At 71.3% G+C, this 14,260-nt stretch carries 13 protein-coding genes; 4 read left to right on the top strand and 9 right to left on the bottom strand.

Translation table 11 applies throughout. The features are described from left to right. Positions 1 to 80 precede the first annotated feature (80 nt). The 4 genes from ACYUD3_RS03060 to ACYUD3_RS03045 form a co-directional block, all read right to left on the bottom strand. Positions 81 to 1,124: a substrate-binding domain-containing protein gene (locus ACYUD3_RS03060; protein WP_470963014.1), complete on the bottom strand. Its 1,044-nt coding sequence runs from the start codon at positions 1,122 to 1,124 to the stop codon at positions 81 to 83. Positions 1,125 to 1,163: 39 nt separating this feature from the next. Continuing rightward, the gene (locus tag ACYUD3_RS03055; protein ID WP_470963011.1) at positions 1,164 to 2,183 is read right to left on the bottom strand and encodes an ABC transporter permease; all 1,020 of its coding nucleotides are present in this window, start codon (positions 2,181 to 2,183) and stop codon (positions 1,164 to 1,166) included. Next, on the bottom strand, positions 2,180 to 3,697 hold the full coding sequence (locus ACYUD3_RS03050) for a sugar ABC transporter ATP-binding protein (RefSeq protein ID WP_470963008.1): 1,518 nt from the start codon (positions 3,695 to 3,697) through the stop codon (positions 2,180 to 2,182). Before ACYUD3_RS03050 ends, ACYUD3_RS03055 begins: the two co-directional genes overlap by 4 nt. A 122-nt stretch (positions 3,698 to 3,819) precedes the next feature. Beyond that, a complete protein-coding gene (locus ACYUD3_RS03045; protein WP_470963935.1) occupies positions 3,820 to 5,001 on the bottom strand; it encodes an ROK family transcriptional regulator in 1,182 nt (393 codons plus the stop codon). 212 nt (positions 5,002 to 5,213) lie between these two features. Between ACYUD3_RS03045 and ACYUD3_RS03040 the strand changes: the two genes are divergently transcribed. Next, a complete protein-coding gene (locus ACYUD3_RS03040; RefSeq protein ID WP_470963005.1) occupies positions 5,214 to 5,663 on the top strand; it encodes a DUF4231 domain-containing protein in 450 nt (149 codons plus the stop codon). A 92-nt stretch (positions 5,664 to 5,755) separates the two neighbouring features. On the opposite strand, the gene ACYUD3_RS03035 is transcribed toward ACYUD3_RS03040, so the two are convergent. The 4 genes from ACYUD3_RS03035 to ACYUD3_RS03020 all read right to left on the bottom strand — a co-directional run bounded on the left by ACYUD3_RS03035 (position 5,756) and on the right by ACYUD3_RS03020 (position 9,078). Further along, complete coding sequence (locus ACYUD3_RS03035) at positions 5,756 to 6,430, bottom strand: GntR family transcriptional regulator (protein ID WP_470963002.1); 675 nt, start codon at positions 6,428 to 6,430, stop codon at positions 5,756 to 5,758. 104 nt (positions 6,431 to 6,534) lie between these two features. Next, positions 6,535 to 7,473 (bottom strand): beta-ketoacyl-ACP synthase III, encoded by a 939-nt coding sequence (locus ACYUD3_RS03030; RefSeq protein WP_470962999.1) that lies wholly within the window; start codon positions 7,471 to 7,473, stop codon positions 6,535 to 6,537. A gap of 170 nt (positions 7,474 to 7,643) precedes the next feature. Beyond that, the gene (locus ACYUD3_RS03025; protein WP_470962997.1) at positions 7,644 to 7,781 is read right to left on the bottom strand and encodes an MFS transporter small subunit; all 138 of its coding nucleotides are present in this window, start codon (positions 7,779 to 7,781) and stop codon (positions 7,644 to 7,646) included. After that, positions 7,747 to 9,078, bottom strand: a complete 1,332-nt coding sequence (locus tag ACYUD3_RS03020) for an OFA family MFS transporter (RefSeq protein ID WP_470962995.1) — start codon at positions 9,076 to 9,078, stop codon at positions 7,747 to 7,749. Before ACYUD3_RS03020 ends, ACYUD3_RS03025 begins: the two co-directional genes overlap by 35 nt. Positions 9,079 to 9,186: 108 nt before the next feature. Between ACYUD3_RS03020 and fdhD the strand changes: the two genes are divergently transcribed. Then, a complete protein-coding gene (gene fdhD / locus ACYUD3_RS03015; protein WP_470962992.1) occupies positions 9,187 to 10,065 on the top strand; it encodes a formate dehydrogenase accessory sulfurtransferase FdhD in 879 nt (292 codons plus the stop codon). Positions 10,066 to 10,091: 26 nt separating this feature from the next. Here the strand turns inward: fdhD and ACYUD3_RS03010 are convergent, their stop codons facing one another. Then, a complete protein-coding gene (locus ACYUD3_RS03010) occupies positions 10,092 to 11,120 on the bottom strand; it encodes a bile acid:sodium symporter family protein (protein WP_470962989.1) in 1,029 nt (342 codons plus the stop codon). A 173-nt stretch (positions 11,121 to 11,293) separates the two neighbouring features. Between ACYUD3_RS03010 and ACYUD3_RS03005 the strand changes: the two genes are divergently transcribed. Beyond that, a complete protein-coding gene (locus tag ACYUD3_RS03005) occupies positions 11,294 to 12,160 on the top strand; it encodes a LysR substrate-binding domain-containing protein (RefSeq protein ID WP_470962986.1) in 867 nt (288 codons plus the stop codon). 230 nt (positions 12,161 to 12,390) lie between these two features. After that, positions 12,391 to 14,223 (top strand): AMP-dependent synthetase/ligase, encoded by a 1,833-nt coding sequence (locus ACYUD3_RS03000; RefSeq protein WP_470962983.1) that lies wholly within the window; start codon positions 12,391 to 12,393, stop codon positions 14,221 to 14,223. Positions 14,224 to 14,260 lie beyond the last annotated feature (37 nt).

The following is a 14,260-nucleotide window of genomic DNA, read 5'->3' as shown; positions in this document are numbered from 1 at the left end:
GTCGTGGTGCGCGCGGTGGGGGGTGCGGGCCGGAGCCGTCAACCGGCGGGCCGGAGCCGTCAACCGGCCGACCGGCTCTGTCACCTGAAGCCGGTGGACATGTACTGGTCGACGTTCGTCTTGTCGACCACGGCCGAGTACAGCGTCAGCGAGGAGGGGATCTCGAACTCCGCGAGGCCGCCGATGCCCTTGCCCTGGCCGAGCGCGCGGGCGAGGTCGATCGCGGAGGCGGCCATCGTCGGCGGGTACAGGACGGTCGCCTTCATGACGCCGTCGTCGCGCTTGATGGCCTGGAAGGCGGAGAGCGCGCCGGCCCCGCCGACCATCAGGAAGTCGCTGCGGCCGGCCTGCTCCACGGCCCGCAGCGCGCCCACGCCCTGGTCGTCGTCGTGGTTCCACAGCGCGTCGAACTGCGGCTGGGCCTGGAGGAGTTGGGCCATCTTGGCCTGCCCGGACTCGACGGTGAAGTCGGCGGCCTGACGGGCGACCTTGCGGATGTTCGGGTAATTCTTGAGGGCGTCGTCGAAGCCCTGCGTGCGCTGCCGGGTCAGTTCCAGGTTGTCGATGCCGGCGAGTTCGACGACCTTCGCGCCCGCCTTGTCCTTCAGCTTCTCGCCGATGTAGTGCCCGGCGTTCAGCCCCATGCCGTAGTTGTCGCCGCCGATCCAGCACCGGTACGCCTGCGGGGTGTTGAAGACCCGGTCGAGGTTGACGACGGGGATGCCGGCCCGCATCGCCTTGAGCCCGACCTGGGTGAGGGCCTTGCCGTCGGCGGGCAGTACGACGAGGACGTCGACCTTCTTGTTGATGAGGGTCTCGATCTGCCCGATCTGCTGCGCGGTGTCGTTGGAGCCCTCGGTGATCTCCAGCGTGACGTCGGAGTAGCGCTGGGCGCGCTTCTTGGCGTTGTCGTTGATCGCGTTGAGCCAGCCGTGGTCGGCCTGCGGTCCGGCGAACCCGATCGTGACCTTCTTCCCGGGCTGGTCGTCGGCGGCGGGCTGGGCGCTGCCGGCGGTCTGCGCGTCGCCGCCGGTGTCGTTGCTGGTGCAACTCGCGAGGACGGCCGTGGCGGAGACCGCGGCGGTGCCGAAGAGCAGTCCTCTGCGGCTGGGGAGATGTGACATGGCGGGGAAGCCCTTTCGTCAGTAGGTACGGCCCGTCCCTCAGACGGAGTGCGCGCTACGGCGCTGGACCAGTACGGCGGCGACGATGATCGCGCCCTTGGCGATCTGCTGGACGTCGCTCTGGAGGTTGTTCAGGGCGAAGATGTTGGTGATCGTGGTGAAGATCAGGACGCCGAGCACGGACCCGGTGATGGTGCCGCGCCCCCCGCTGAGCAGGGTGCCGCCGATGATCGCGGCGGCGATGGCATCGAGTTCGTAGAGGTTGCCGTTGGTGTTCTGGCCCGACCCGGACAGGATGATCAGCATGAAGGCGGCGATGCCGCAGGCGAGCCCGGACAGCAGGTAGAGGTACAGCCGCTGGCGGCGGACGTCGATGCCGGCGAGCCGCGCCGCCTCCGGGTTGCCGCCGACGGCGAGGGTGCGCCGCCCGAAGGTGGTCCGGTTCAGCACCAGCCAGCCCAGAATCGTCACGAGTGCGAAGACGAGGACGAGCGGCGGGATGCCGAGGACGTAGGAGTCGCGCTCGCCGAGCTTCAGCACCCCGTCGACGGTGACGATCTGCGTGCGCCCGTCGGTGATCTGGAGGGCGAGCCCGCGCGCCGAGGCCAGCATGGCGAGTGTGGCGATGAAGGGGACCATCGCGCCGTACGCGACGAGCAGGCCGTTGACGAGTCCGCAGCCGACCCCGACGACCACCGCCGTGAAGAGGATGCCGAGGAAGCCGTACTCCTGGGTGGCGACCGTCGTCGCCCATACGGAGGCCAGGGCGACGATCGCGCCGACCGACAGGTCGATGCCGCCGGAGGTGATGACGAAGGTCATGCCGACGGTGACGACACCGATCACCGAGGCCTGGGTGAGGACGAGTTGGAGGTTGCGGGTGTCGAGGAACTCGTCGGGCTTGGTGATCCCGCCGATCACGACGAGGACGGCGAGCACCCCGACCAGGGACAGCGTACGCACGTCGGTGCGGGCCAACAGGCCCTTCCAGAGCGGGACTTGGGACGTCGCGGGCATCTTGCCGGTGCTGCCTCGCGGCGGGGAGACGGGCTGCGTCATGACGCGGGGCTTCCTTCCATGACGAGGTCGAGGACACGGTGTTCGTCGAGTTCGCGGGCGGGCGCCTGATGGACGACGCGGCCCTCGCGCAGGACCAGGACGCGGTCGGCGAGGCCGAGCACCTCGGGGACCTCACTGGAGACCAGCAGCACGGCGAGCCCTTCGGCCGCCAACCGCCGTACGACGGCGTAGAGTTCGGCGCGCGCTCCGACGTCGACGCCGCGCGTCGGCTCGTCCAGGAGCAGCACCTTGCAGCCGCGCAGCAGCCAGCGCGCGAGCACCGCCTTCTGCTGGTTGCCGCCGGAGAGCGTGCGCACGGCGACCGACGGATCGTCGGGCCGCAGGGAGAGTTCACGGGTCGCCGCCCGCGCCGCCCCCCGCTCGGCGCCCCGGTCGATCCAGCCGGCCCGCGCGAAGCGGGAGAGGGAGGAGACGGAGACGTTTCCGGTGACGGACTGGAGCATCAGCAGCGCCTGCGCCTTGCGCTCCTCGGGGGCCAGCCCGAGCCCGGCGCGGACGGCGGCGGGTACGCTCCCCGGCTTCAACGGCCGCCCGTCGACGAGGACTTGACCGGCGCTCGGCCGGCGCGCCCCGTACACGGTCTCCAGGATCTCCGAGCGCCCGGAGCCGACGAGCCCGGCGAGTCCGACGATCTCCCCGGCCCGCACCTCCAGGTCGACGGCCTCGAACTCCCCTTGCCTGGCGAGCCCTTGGACCTTCAGCACCGGCGGTCCGGCGGCCGGCCGCTCGGGCCGGGGCGGGAAGACGTACGGGACGCTGCGGCCCGTCATCAGCGCGACGACCTCTTGGGTGGGCGTCGACTTGGCGGGCAGCCCGCCCGCGACGGCCCGGCCGTCCTTCAGCACCGTCACCCGGTCGCCGATCCGCCGGATCTCCTCCAGCCGGTGCGAGATGTACACGACGGCGACCCCGGCCGCGGTGAGCGCGCCGACGATCCGGAAGAGGTTGTCGACCTCGTCGGGGTCGAGCGCGGCCGACGGTTCGTCCATCACGATCAGCCGCACGTCGTGCGACAACGCCCGCGCCATGGAGACGATCTGCCGGTGCGCCGCCGACAACTCCCCCACCAGCCGCCCCGGATCGACCTCGGGATGCCCGAGTCGCTTCAGCAGGGCGGCGGTTGAGGTCTGCGCGCTCTTCCTGCGCACGACGAACCCGGCGGCCGTCGGTTCATGGCCGAGGTAGACGTTCTCGGCCACCGACAGGTGCTCCACCAGGTCGAGTTCCTGGTAGATGGTGGCGACGCCGAGGCGCATCGCGGCGACCGGCGAGCGCAGGGCGACCGGCTCGCCGCGCCAGCGGATCTCGCCGCCGTCGGGCTGGTGGGCGCCGGCCAGGATCTTGATGAGGGTGGACTTCCCGGCGCCGTTCTGGCCCAGCAGACAGTGCACTTCACCGGCCTGGACGTCGAGGTCGACGCCGTCCAGGGCCCGGACTCCGGGGAACGACTTGGTGATGCCGGACATGGTGAGCAGCGGTGGTTGTGGTGCCATGTTTCCCCTCGGCGGACATGCGGGGCCGGTTTCAGGGCGTGCTGGGGCGAGGGCGCTCCATACGGGCGCGCCCGAGCTGAACAGGCGTGCTGGACAAGGCGGTTGGCGCTGGACCTGCGGCTCTAAGCGGGCGAGAACAAGTGATCGCTGATCAGCCGCGCCGCCCCGATCACCCCGGCGGTGGGTCCCAGCTCCCCCAGGACGATGGGGAGGTTGCCGGTGGCGAGCGGCAGCGACTGGCGGTAGACCTGGGTGCGGATCGCGGCGAGCAGGGTGTGGCCGAGGCCGGTCACCCCGCCGCCGATCACCACCAGGCCGGGGTTGAAGAAGGAGACGAGCCCGGCGATGACCTGGCCGACCCGGCCGCCGCCCTCCCGGATCAGCTCCTGGGCGACGGTGTCCCCGGCGACGGCGGCCTGGGCCACGTCGACGGCGGTGAGGTGGCCGGCCGCGGCGAGCCGGCCGGCGAGGACGGCGGACAGCCCCTGCCGGGCCGCCTCCGTCGCGTCCCTGGCCAGCGCGGCGCCGCTGAAGTAGGCCTCCAGACAGCCCCGGTTGCCGCAGGCGCAGGGCCGGCCGTCGGGCACGGCCTGGATGTGCCCGATGTCGCCCGCGCTGCCGGTCGTCCCCCGGTAGACCTGGCCGCCGACGACGATCCCGCACCCGATGCCGGTGCCGATCTTGACGCAGAGGAAGTCGCCCACGGTCCGGGCCACCCCGGCGTGCTGCTCCCCCATCGCCATCAGGTTCACGTCGTTGTCGACCATCACCGGACAGCCGAGCTCCTGGCTGAGCGCCTCCCGCACGGGGAAGCCGTCCCAGCCCGGCATGATCGGCGGCGCGACCGGCACGCCCTCGGGGAAACGGACCGGACCGGGTACGCCGATCCCGGCGCCGTCGATGCCTTCGGCCAGCCCGGTCGCCCTCAACTTGGCGGTCATGGCGAGGACTTGCTCGAAGACGGCGACCGGCCCCTCCCGGACGTCGAGTGGTTGGTTGAGGTGGCCGAGGATCTCCAACTCGGCGTTGGTGACGGCGACATCGACCGAGGTCGCACCGATGTCGACGCCCAGGAAACGGAGTTCGGGGTTGAGCCGCACATTGTGTGAGCGGCGTCCGCCCCGGGAGGCGGCGAGGCCGTCGGCGACGACCAGTCCCGTCTCCAGCAGCCGGTCCACCTCGACGGCCAGCTTGGACCGCGAGAGGTCGACCAGATCACCCAGCTGGGCCCGGGAGTTGGGTCCGCTGTCGCGCAACAGCCGCAGCAGGCGGGCCTGGTGAGGGTTGGCGGGCCGTGCGGTCATCCGTCTCACGTGCCCCTCCCTGCCTCGGCCCGGCCGTCCGCCGCGGGCTTTCGAAGGGAACGTAGCAGCGGGCGCCGAACCTGGGAAGAACTTGTGCACGGATTGCCGCACACTTTCTCCACTGAGAGGACAAAGAAAGGGCGGTGGCGTTGTCGGTGCCCGCCGCTACTCTGGAGATCAGAGACGGCGTGGACGTTCCGGGGGGAGCGCGGATGACGCAGGTGACAGCGGCGGGGGAGGGTCCGGGCTACGCGATGGGCCTCGCGAACGGCTCGTACGAGTGGTACCGGCAGGCGGCGGCCAGGGCCCGCCGTTTCTACCGGCTGTCGGAGTCGCTCCAGCTGCTGTTCGCGGCGGCGGTGCCGGTGGCGGCGGTGCTGGCCCCCGGTGACGCCAAGGTCCCGGCGGTGCTGGGCGCCGTGGTCGTCGTACTGACCGGGCTGCGCTCGGTCTTCCACTGGCAGGACGACTATCTCCGCTTCAGCCAGGCCCGCGAGGCGGTCGAGGCGGAGCGGCGGCTGTACCGCACCGGCGCCGATCCCTACGGCGACCCCGAGACGCGGGACCGCTGTCTGGCCGCCGCCGTCACGCGGATAGAGCAGCAGGAGATGGGGGTCTGGGTGCAGATAGCGGGGGCGCGGGAGGAACCTACTCTGCCCTGAGGGGAGTTGGGCACCCCTTCAGCCGGCGCCGCTCAGCCGGCGCACCTTCAGCCGGCGCCGCTCAGCCGAGAAGCCCCCGGTCAGGGCGCCCCTCACTTCTCCCGCTCGTGATACGAGCTCCGCGTATGCTCCGTATGCTCCCGCATCAACCGCGTCGCCAACTCCTGCGCCCCGGAGGCGATCGCGGCGATCAGCTCGCTGTGCTCGTCCCACGACTTCTGCCCCCGCTGCCGCGCGACCGGCGTGTAGTACCACCGCACCCGCCGCTCCACCTGGTCCGCCAGCTCGGCGAGGACGGTGTTGCCGGCCAGCTCCATGATGGTCGCGTGGAAACGGGCGTTGAGGGCGACGGCGGAATCCACATCGTCCCGGGCCACGGCCGCGACCCCCTGCTCCTGGATCTCCCGCAGCCGCGCGAGCCCGCTCTCGCTGGGCGCGGCGGCGGCGAGCCGGGCCGCCTCGGCCTCCAGCAGCGTGCGGACGGTGAGGAGTTGGTCGGCCTCCTCCTCCGTCGGCTCGTGCACGAACGCCCCCTGCGCGGGCCGCAGATCCACCCACCCCTCGCTGTTCAGCCGCTGCAACGCCTCACGCACCGGCTGCCGCGACACCCCGAGGTGCCCGGCGAGCTCGCTCTCGACGAGATGCTGGCCGGGCCGCAGCGCGCGGGTGATGATCAGTTCGAGCAGCGCCTCGTAGACCCGGTCGCGCAGCGGACCCGGCCGCTCCAGCCGGGGCACCGAGCCGTGTGGCAGACCTGTCGACAACATCGCGGTTCCCCTCCTGTGCACCCGCCGAAGACCGGCGGCACCGGAAAGCCCAGTATCGATTGTCTTTCGTCTACAGTCTACGGCGCACCCGGGGACTCACAGGTTCACGGGCACCGCACCACCTGTCCCGCGTACGACAGGTTCCCGCCGAACCCGAACAGCAGCACGGGGTCCCCGGTCCTGACCGCCCCCTGCTCGACCAGCTTGGAGAAGGCCAGCGGAATGCTCGCGGCCGAGGTGTTCCCGGACTCGGAGACATCGCGCGCGACGACCGCGTTGACCGCCCCGATCTTCTCCGCGAGCGGCTCGATGATCCGCAGGTTCGCCTGGTGCAGCACCACCGCGGCCAGCTCCTCGGGCGTCACGCCCGCCCGCTCGCAGGCCTGCCGGGCGAGCGGCGGCAGCTGCGTCGTCGCCCAGCGGTAGACGCTCTGCCCCTCCTGCGCGAACCGCGGCGGCGTCCCCTCGATGCGCACGGCGTGCTTCATCTCCGGCACCGAGCCCCACAGCACGGGCGCGATCCCGGGCGTCTCGGCGGCCTCGACGACGGCCGCGCCGGCGCCGTCGCCCATGAGGACGCAGACCGTGCGGTCGGTCCAGTCGGCGACCTCGGACATCTTGTCGGCGCCGATGACCAGCGCCCGGCGCGCGGCCCCGGCGCGCACGATGTGGTCGGCGGTCGCGAGGGCGTGGGTGAACCCGGCGCACACGACGTTGATGTCCATCGCGGCCGGTCCCGGCACCCCGAGCCGGGCCGCGACCCGGGCGGCCATGTTCGGCGAGCGGTCGATCGCCGTGGAGGTGGCGACCAGCACGAGGTCGATGTCGGCGGGCACCAGGCCGGCCGTGGCGAGCGCCTTGGCGGCGGCGTGCGCGGCGAGCTCGTCGACGGGTTCGTCGGGTCCGGCGATATGGCGGGTGCGGATGCCCACCCGCGAGGTGATCCACTCGTCGCTGGTGTCGACCATGCCCGCCAGGTCCTCGTTGGTGAGCACCTTGGCGGGCTGGTAGTGGCCGAGAGCGGCGATGCGCGAGCCGTTCATCTGAGGGTCCCCTCGTTGCCGTGGGTAGCGGGATTCCCCAGTCTGATCAGTGACTGACGGGTAGGCGACAGCCGAAGTGACAGGAATAAAGCCCTCCGGTTGTCGGCTTCCCGCAGAACCTCGGACGCCCGAACAACTCAGCGCCACCATCGCCGCCGGGCCGCGGGCAACTATCCGGTAAAGAGTTTCGTGGCTTTCTGCACGAGTTCATAGAGGCCGTAGGCGAGCGGGGCGCCCACCCACAGCCAGGCGAAAGCGATCAGCGGCCGGCGGTCAGGCGGACTCGGGCTCTTGTCGGGCTCCGACATCGACGGCCTCCTTCTGGGCATCTACCTGATGACGGGGATGAACAGGGCGAACCAGCTCATTGGCGATGAAACCGATCACGAGCAGCCCGATCATGATGAGAAAAGAGACGCCGTACAGATCGGCGCCGTGTTTCCCGGCGCTCTTCTGCCGGTCCGCGATCCAGTTGACGATCAGCGGCCCGAGCACCCCGGCCGTCGACCACGCCGTCAGCAGCCGCCCGTGGATCGCGCCCACCTGATAGGTACCGAACAGGTCCTTCAGATAGGCGGGCACGGTGGCGAATCCGCCGCCGTAGAAGGAAAGGATCACCAGCGCGCAGAGCACGAACAGCGGTTTCGAGGAGTCGCCGAAAGCCGCTATCAGCGCGTACATCACTGCCCCGGCGCCCAGATAGACGCGGTAGATGTTCTTGCGCCCGATCCGGTCGGAGGCCGATGACCAGCCGATACGGCCCGCCATATTGGCGGCGGAAAGCAGTGCGACAAAACCGGCGGCGGCCGTCGCGGACACCACCTGGGAGGTCCCGGAAAAGAAGTCCGTGATCATCGGGGCGGCTTTCTCCAGAATGCCGATCCCGGCCGTCACATTCATACAGAGGACGACCCACAGACACCAGAACTGGGGTGTCCGCACAGCGGTGTTCGCGGAAACCTGCGGACCGGTGAGCGCGGCGGCGGAAATCTCCCCCGTATTCCCGCGCGGCACCCGCACCAGCAGCACCCCGAGCGACATGAACACGGCGTACGAGAGCCCGTGCACGAGGAACGCCAGTGCGATGCCCTTGCTGTCCGAGCCGAACGACGCCAGCATCTGCGCCGACCACGGCGAGGCGATCAGCGCCCCGCCGCCGAACCCCATGATGGCGATCCCGGTCGCCATCCCGGGCCGATCCGGGAACCACTTGATCAGCGTGGAGACCGGCGAGATGTACCCGATGCCGAGCCCGATGCCGCCGACGAACCCGTAACCGAGCACGATCAGCCAGTACTGCTCGGTCGCGGCGCCGAGCGCCGACAGCAGGAAACCGCTGGAGAAGCAGACCAGGGCGACGGTCATCGCCCAGCGCGGGCCGTTGCGTTCGACGAGGGTGCCGCCGAACGCCGCGGACAGCCCGAGCATGACGATGGCCAGCTGGAACGGCAGCGCGCTCTGCGTACCGCTGAGGCCCAGCGCGGACTCCAGCGGCGGCTTGAAGACGCTCCAGGCATAGGCCTGGCCGATGGAGAGATGGACGGACAGAGCGGCGGGCGGAACCAGCCAGCGGCTCCAGCCCGGCGGTGCTACGGGGGGACTCATGATCCGGGACGGTAGGAATGCGCAAGGGAGTTGAGAAGTCGCGTGCCGACCGTATGCGGTGAACGGTATCCGGAGTGCGCCGAACGGTCATGAGCGACAATGGACGGCATGGGACGAGTCACCGAACGCCGCAAAGTGATCCGCATCCGTGACGGGGCCGTCTCGTCCCGCCCCGACACCCTGGTCGCCGAAGAGCCCATGGAGATCCGCCTCAACGGCAAGCCGCTGGCCATCACCATGCGCACCCCGGGCGACGACTTCGCCCTGGCCGCCGGCTTCCTCGTGAGCGAGGGCGTCCTGGCCCACGCCGGGGACCTCCAGAACATCGTCTACTGCGCGGGCGCAACGGATGGGGGTACCGCCCTGCTCGGAGAGCTTGGGGGAGGTTCCAACACCTACAACGTCGTGGACGTCCGCACCTCCCCGCACGTCACCCTCCCCGACATCACCCTCGAACGGAACGTCTATACGACGTCGTCCTGCGGCCTCTGCGGCAAGGCCAGCCTCGACGCGGTCCGTACGACGGCCCACTGGCCCCTCGCCGACACGCCCCCGGTCCGCGTCGACCCCGCGCTCCTCGCCGCGCTCCCCGATCAACTCCGCGCGGCGCAAAGGGTCTTCGACCGCACCGGCGGACTCCACGCCGCCGCCCTCTTCAGCGAAGAAGGCGAACTCCTGGACGTCCGCGAGGACGTGGGCCGGCACAACGCCGTCGACAAGCTGGTCGGCCGAGCCTTGCAGAGCGGCCAACTCCCGCTGTCCCGCGCCATTTTGCTGGTCTCCGGCCGCGCGTCCTTCGAGCTGGCGCAGAAGGCCGTCATGGCGGGCATCCCGGTGCTGGCCGCCGTCTCCGCCCCGTCCTCCCTGGCCGTCGACCTCGCGGCGGAGACGGGCCTGACGCTGGTCGGCTTCCTGCGGGGCGCGTCGATGAACGTGTACGCGGGCGCGGAGCGGGTGGTGCTGAGCGGGGCGGCCACGACGGCGTAAGGCCGCCGGCGTCGGAAAAAGCCCCCTCACCGGCGGACCGCGTCCACGGCCTCCCGCTCCCGCGCCCCGGCAGCCGCCGGCGCCTCCACCGCGTCCCCCGCCCGCCGCTTGGCGATCACCGCGCACACCATCAACTGCATCTGGTGGAACAGCATCAACGGCAGCACCGCCAGCGACGCGTGCGCCCCGAACAGCACACTCGCCATCGGCAGCCCGGACGCGAGGGACTTCTTCGACCCCGCGAACTGGATCGCGACCCGGTCCCCCCGCCCGAACCCCAGCGCCTTCCCTCCGTACCAGGTCAGCGCCAGCATCACCGCGAGGATCACGGCCTCCACCCCCATCAGCGCCCCCAGCCGCGCCGGGCTCACCTGATGCCAGATCCCCTGGACCATGCCCTCGCTGAACGCCGTGTAGACGACGAGCAGGATGGACCCCCGGTCGACGACCTTGAGGATCACCTTGTGCCGGTCCAGGAACCCGCTGATCCAGCGCCGCGCCACCTGCCCGGCGAGGAACGGCACCAGCAGCTGGAGCACGATCTCCAGCAGCGAGTGCGCGGAGAACCCGCCGCCGCTGCTGCCGAGCAGCGCCGCCGCCAGCAGCGGGGTGAGGACGATGCCGATCAGCGAGGAGAAGGAGCCCGCGCAGATCGCCGCCGGAACGTTGCCGCGCGCCATCGACGTGAAGGCGATCGACGACTGGATGGTCGACGGCACCAGCGTCAGGAACAGCAGCCCCTCGTACAGCGGCTGGGTCAGCAGGGTCGGCACCAGCCCGCGCGCGGCCAGGCCCAGCAGCGGGAAGACGACGAACGTGCAGGCCAGGACGGTGACATGGAGCCGCCAGTGGCGCAGCCCGTCGACGGCCTCGCGGGTGGAGAGCCGGGCGCCGTAGAGGAAGAAGAGGAAGGCGATCGCCCACGTCGAGACCCCGGAGGCCACGTCCGCCGCGCCGCCCCGCGCCGGGAGGAGCGCGGCGATCCCGACCGTGCACAGCAGCAGGACGATGAAGGGGTCGACCGGCATCCAGGACGGCCAGTGCAGGCGTTTCACGGTGCTCCACGTGCTGTGTCCGTACGGTGACGTGCTGTTTTCGTACGGTGTCGTCGAAACGCCCGCGAGGACGTTCCCGGGGCTGGAGTGCCCCTCTCCATCGTCCTCTCCTTCACCGTGATCGGGAATCCGTCACACCACTCTCACTGTCATCACGCTTTACGATGACCGGCATGTACGACCCCGCCCAGCTGCGCACCTTCCTCGCGGTCGCCCAGACCCTGAGCTTCACCCAGGCCGCCCGCCGGCTGGGCCTGCGCCAGTCCACCGTCAGCCAGCACGTGCGGCGCCTGGAGACGGCGACCGGGCGCACCCTCTTCGCCCGGGACACCCACTCCGTGGAGCTGACCGAGGACGGCGAGGCCATGCTCGGCTTCGCCCGCCGCATCCTGACCGTGCACGAGCAGGCGACCGCCTTCTTCACCGGCACCCGGCTGCGCGGCCGGCTGCGCTTCGGGGCGTCCGAGGACTTCGTGCTGACCCGGCTGCCGGAGATCCTGGAGAGCTTCCGGCACGCCCACCCGGAGGTCGACCTGGAGCTGACGGTCGAGCTGTCCGGCACGCTGCACGAGCAACTGGCCGCCGGGAAGCTGGACTTGGTGCTGGCCAAGCGGCGCCCGGAGGATCCGCGCGGCGAGCCGGTGTGGCGGGACGAGCTGGTGTGGATCGGCGCCGAGCGGCTGCGCCTGGACCCCGAGCGGCCCCTGCCGCTGATCGTGTATCCGCCGCCCGGCATCACCCGCGCCCTCGCCCTCGAAGCGCTGGAGCGCCAGGGCCGGGCGTGGCGGATCGCGTGCACCAGCGGCAGCCTGAACGGCCTGATCGCCGCCGCCCGCGCGGGGCTCGGCGTGATGGCGCACTCCCGGGGCCTGATCCCGCCGGGCCTCGTCCGCGTCCCCGAGCGGGCCGGGCTGCCGGAGCTGGGCGCCGTCGACTTCGTCCTCGTGCACGGCGCCCGCCCCGCGCACGGCACGCACGGCGCCGCCGACGCGCTGGCCACGGCGATCCTGAGCGGCGGGGACCGGCTGCACCGGCGCTGACCGGCGCCCGCTCACGGGCAGATTCCGTGGAGATCGGGCCGCCGAAACTTACCGAACCGCCGGTTCCGCGCCCGCTCCCTCCCGTTGCACCCCTTATTTCCGCCGCCGCCCGGCCCGTACGGACGGACCGCCCGGTGTGCGGACCCCTCCCACCCCGCCTCCCTGTGGGGTAGCTTTCACGGCGCCGTACGGCCGGAAACAGACGGGGCGAAACAGAACGGGGTGCGGGTGTGCGCGAATTCTCCAACCCTGCGTTGCCGTTGGCACCGCCCGTCGGCGGCCTCGCCGACAGCGTCTACCAGCGGGCCGCCGCCGAGCCCAAGGCCGTGGCGCTCGGCCGCAAGGACGCCGCGGGCCGCTGGCGGGACGTGACCGCCGCCGAGTTCCGCGACGAGGTCCTCGCCCTCGCCAAGGGCCTGCTCGCGCGGGGCATCCGCTTCGGCGACCGCGTCGCGATCATGTCCCGCACCCGCTACGAGTGGACGCTCTTCGACTACGCCCTGTGGACGATCGGCGCCCAGGTCGTCCCCGTCTACCCGACGTCGTCCGCCGAGCAGTGCGCCTGGATGCTGTACGACAGCGAGTGCACGGCGGCGGTCGTCGAGACCGAGGACCACGCGATGACGATCGCCACCGTCATCGACCGCCTCCCCGCCCTGCGCGAGCTGTGGCAGCTCGACGCGGGCGCGGTCCAGGAGCTGTACGACGCCGGCGCGCACCTCGACGACGACGTCGTGCACCGCCACCGCGAGGCCGTCACCCCGGACTCGGTGGCCAGCGTCATCTACACCTCGGGGACGACCGGCCGCCCGAAGGGCTGTGTGGTCACGCACGGGAACTTCATGGTCGAGGCGGACACCGTGATCGAGTGCTGGGAGCCGGTCTTCCGCTCCCGGCGCGGCGACGAGGCGGCGACGCTGCTGATCCTGCCGCTGGCGCACGTCTTCGGCCGGATGGTGCAGGTCGCGGCGGTGCGCGGCCGGGTCCGCTTCGGGCATCAGCCGCAGCTGAGCGCCGCAGCCCTGCTGCCGGACCTCGCGACGTTCCGGCCGACGTTCTTCCTCGCCGTCCCGTACATCTTCGAGAAGGTCTTCCGCGCCGCCCGCCGCACCGCCGAACGCGAGGGCAGGTCGGGCCCGTTCGAGAAGGCGGTCGAGGTGGCCGTCGCGTACGCGGACGCCGTCGAGGCGAAGGCCTGGGGCAAGGGGCCGGGCCCTTCCGCCGGCCTGCGCCTCCAGCACCAGTTCTTCGACAAGCTGGTGTACGCGAAGATGCGGGCCGCGCTCGGCGGCCAGGTGCGGCACGCGATGTCCGGCGGCTCCTCGATGGACCGCCGCCTCGGCCTGTTCTTCGCGGGCGCGGGCGTCCAGATCTACGAGGGCTACGGCCTCACCGAGTCGACCGCCGCCGCGTGCGCCAACCCGCCCGGCCGCACCCGCTACGGCAGCGTCGGCCGGCCCATCCCCGGCATGACCGTGCACATCGCGGACGACGGCGAGGTCTGGCTGCGCGGCGACAACGTCTTCCAGGGCTACCTCAACAACCCCAAGGCGACCGACGAGGCCCTGCACGACGGCTGGCTCGCCACCGGCGACCTCGGCACCCTCGACGAGGACGGCTTCCTCACGCTGACCGGCCGCAAGAAGGAGATCCTCGTCACCTCCGGCGGCAAGAGCGTCTCGCCCGGCCAGCTGGAGGAGCGGGTGCGCGACCATCCGCTGGTCGCCCAGTGCATCGTCGTCGGCAACGACCGCCCCTTCGTCGCCGCCCTCGTCACCCTCGACCCCGAGGCCGTCGAGCACTGGCTGGAGATGCGCGGCAAACCGCGGGCGGACCTCCAAGAGGTGGTGCGCGACGCCGACTTGGAGGCGGAGGTGCGCCGGGCCGTCGTCGCCGCCAACACCCTCGTCTCCCAGGCCGAGGCGATCCGCACGTTCCGCATCCTCGCCCAGCCGTTCACCGAGGAGCACGGGCTGCTGACCCCGTCGCTGAAGCTGAAGCGCAAGGCCATCGAGAACGCCTGTGCGAAAGAGGTCGACGCCCTGTACCGGTCCGGACCTTGAGCCCCGGGACAGGAATGCGGCGCGTACGGTGATCGTT

The sequence above is a fragment of the Streptomyces sp. AMJ-169 genome, assembly GCF_055597585.1.
The sequence above is the reverse complement of the archived record's forward strand: the minus strand, read 5'-3'. Positions and strand labels throughout refer to the sequence as shown.

Bases quoted from the DNA above. Each gene is read 5' to 3' on its own strand.
- ACYUD3_RS03045 (WP_470963935.1), bottom strand. From the start codon at position 5,001: ATGACCGCACGGCCCGCCAACCCTCACCAGGCCCGCCTGCTGCGGCTG.
- ACYUD3_RS03050 (WP_470963008.1), bottom strand. From the start codon at position 3,697: ATGGCACCACAACCACCGCTGCTCACCATGTCCGGCATCACCAAGTCG.
- ACYUD3_RS03040 (WP_470963005.1), top strand. From the start codon at position 5,214: ATGACGCAGGTGACAGCGGCGGGGGAGGGTCCGGGCTACGCGATGGGC.
- ACYUD3_RS03005 (WP_470962986.1), top strand. From the start codon at position 11,294: ATGTACGACCCCGCCCAGCTGCGCACCTTCCTCGCGGTCGCCCAGACC.
- ACYUD3_RS03020 (WP_470962995.1), bottom strand. From the start codon at position 9,078: ATGAGTCCCCCCGTAGCACCGCCGGGCTGGAGCCGCTGGCTGGTTCCG.
- ACYUD3_RS03035 (WP_470963002.1), bottom strand. From the start codon at position 6,430: ATGTTGTCGACAGGTCTGCCACACGGCTCGGTGCCCCGGCTGGAGCGG.
- ACYUD3_RS03030 (WP_470962999.1), bottom strand. From the start codon at position 7,473: ATGAACGGCTCGCGCATCGCCGCTCTCGGCCACTACCAGCCCGCCAAG.
- ACYUD3_RS03060 (WP_470963014.1), bottom strand. From the start codon at position 1,124: ATGTCACATCTCCCCAGCCGCAGAGGACTGCTCTTCGGCACCGCCGCG.
- ACYUD3_RS03055 (WP_470963011.1), bottom strand. From the start codon at position 2,183: ATGACGCAGCCCGTCTCCCCGCCGCGAGGCAGCACCGGCAAGATGCCC.
- fdhD (WP_470962992.1), top strand. From the start codon at position 9,187: ATGGGACGAGTCACCGAACGCCGCAAAGTGATCCGCATCCGTGACGGG.
- ACYUD3_RS03025 (WP_470962997.1), bottom strand. From the start codon at position 7,781: ATGTCGGAGCCCGACAAGAGCCCGAGTCCGCCTGACCGCCGGCCGCTG.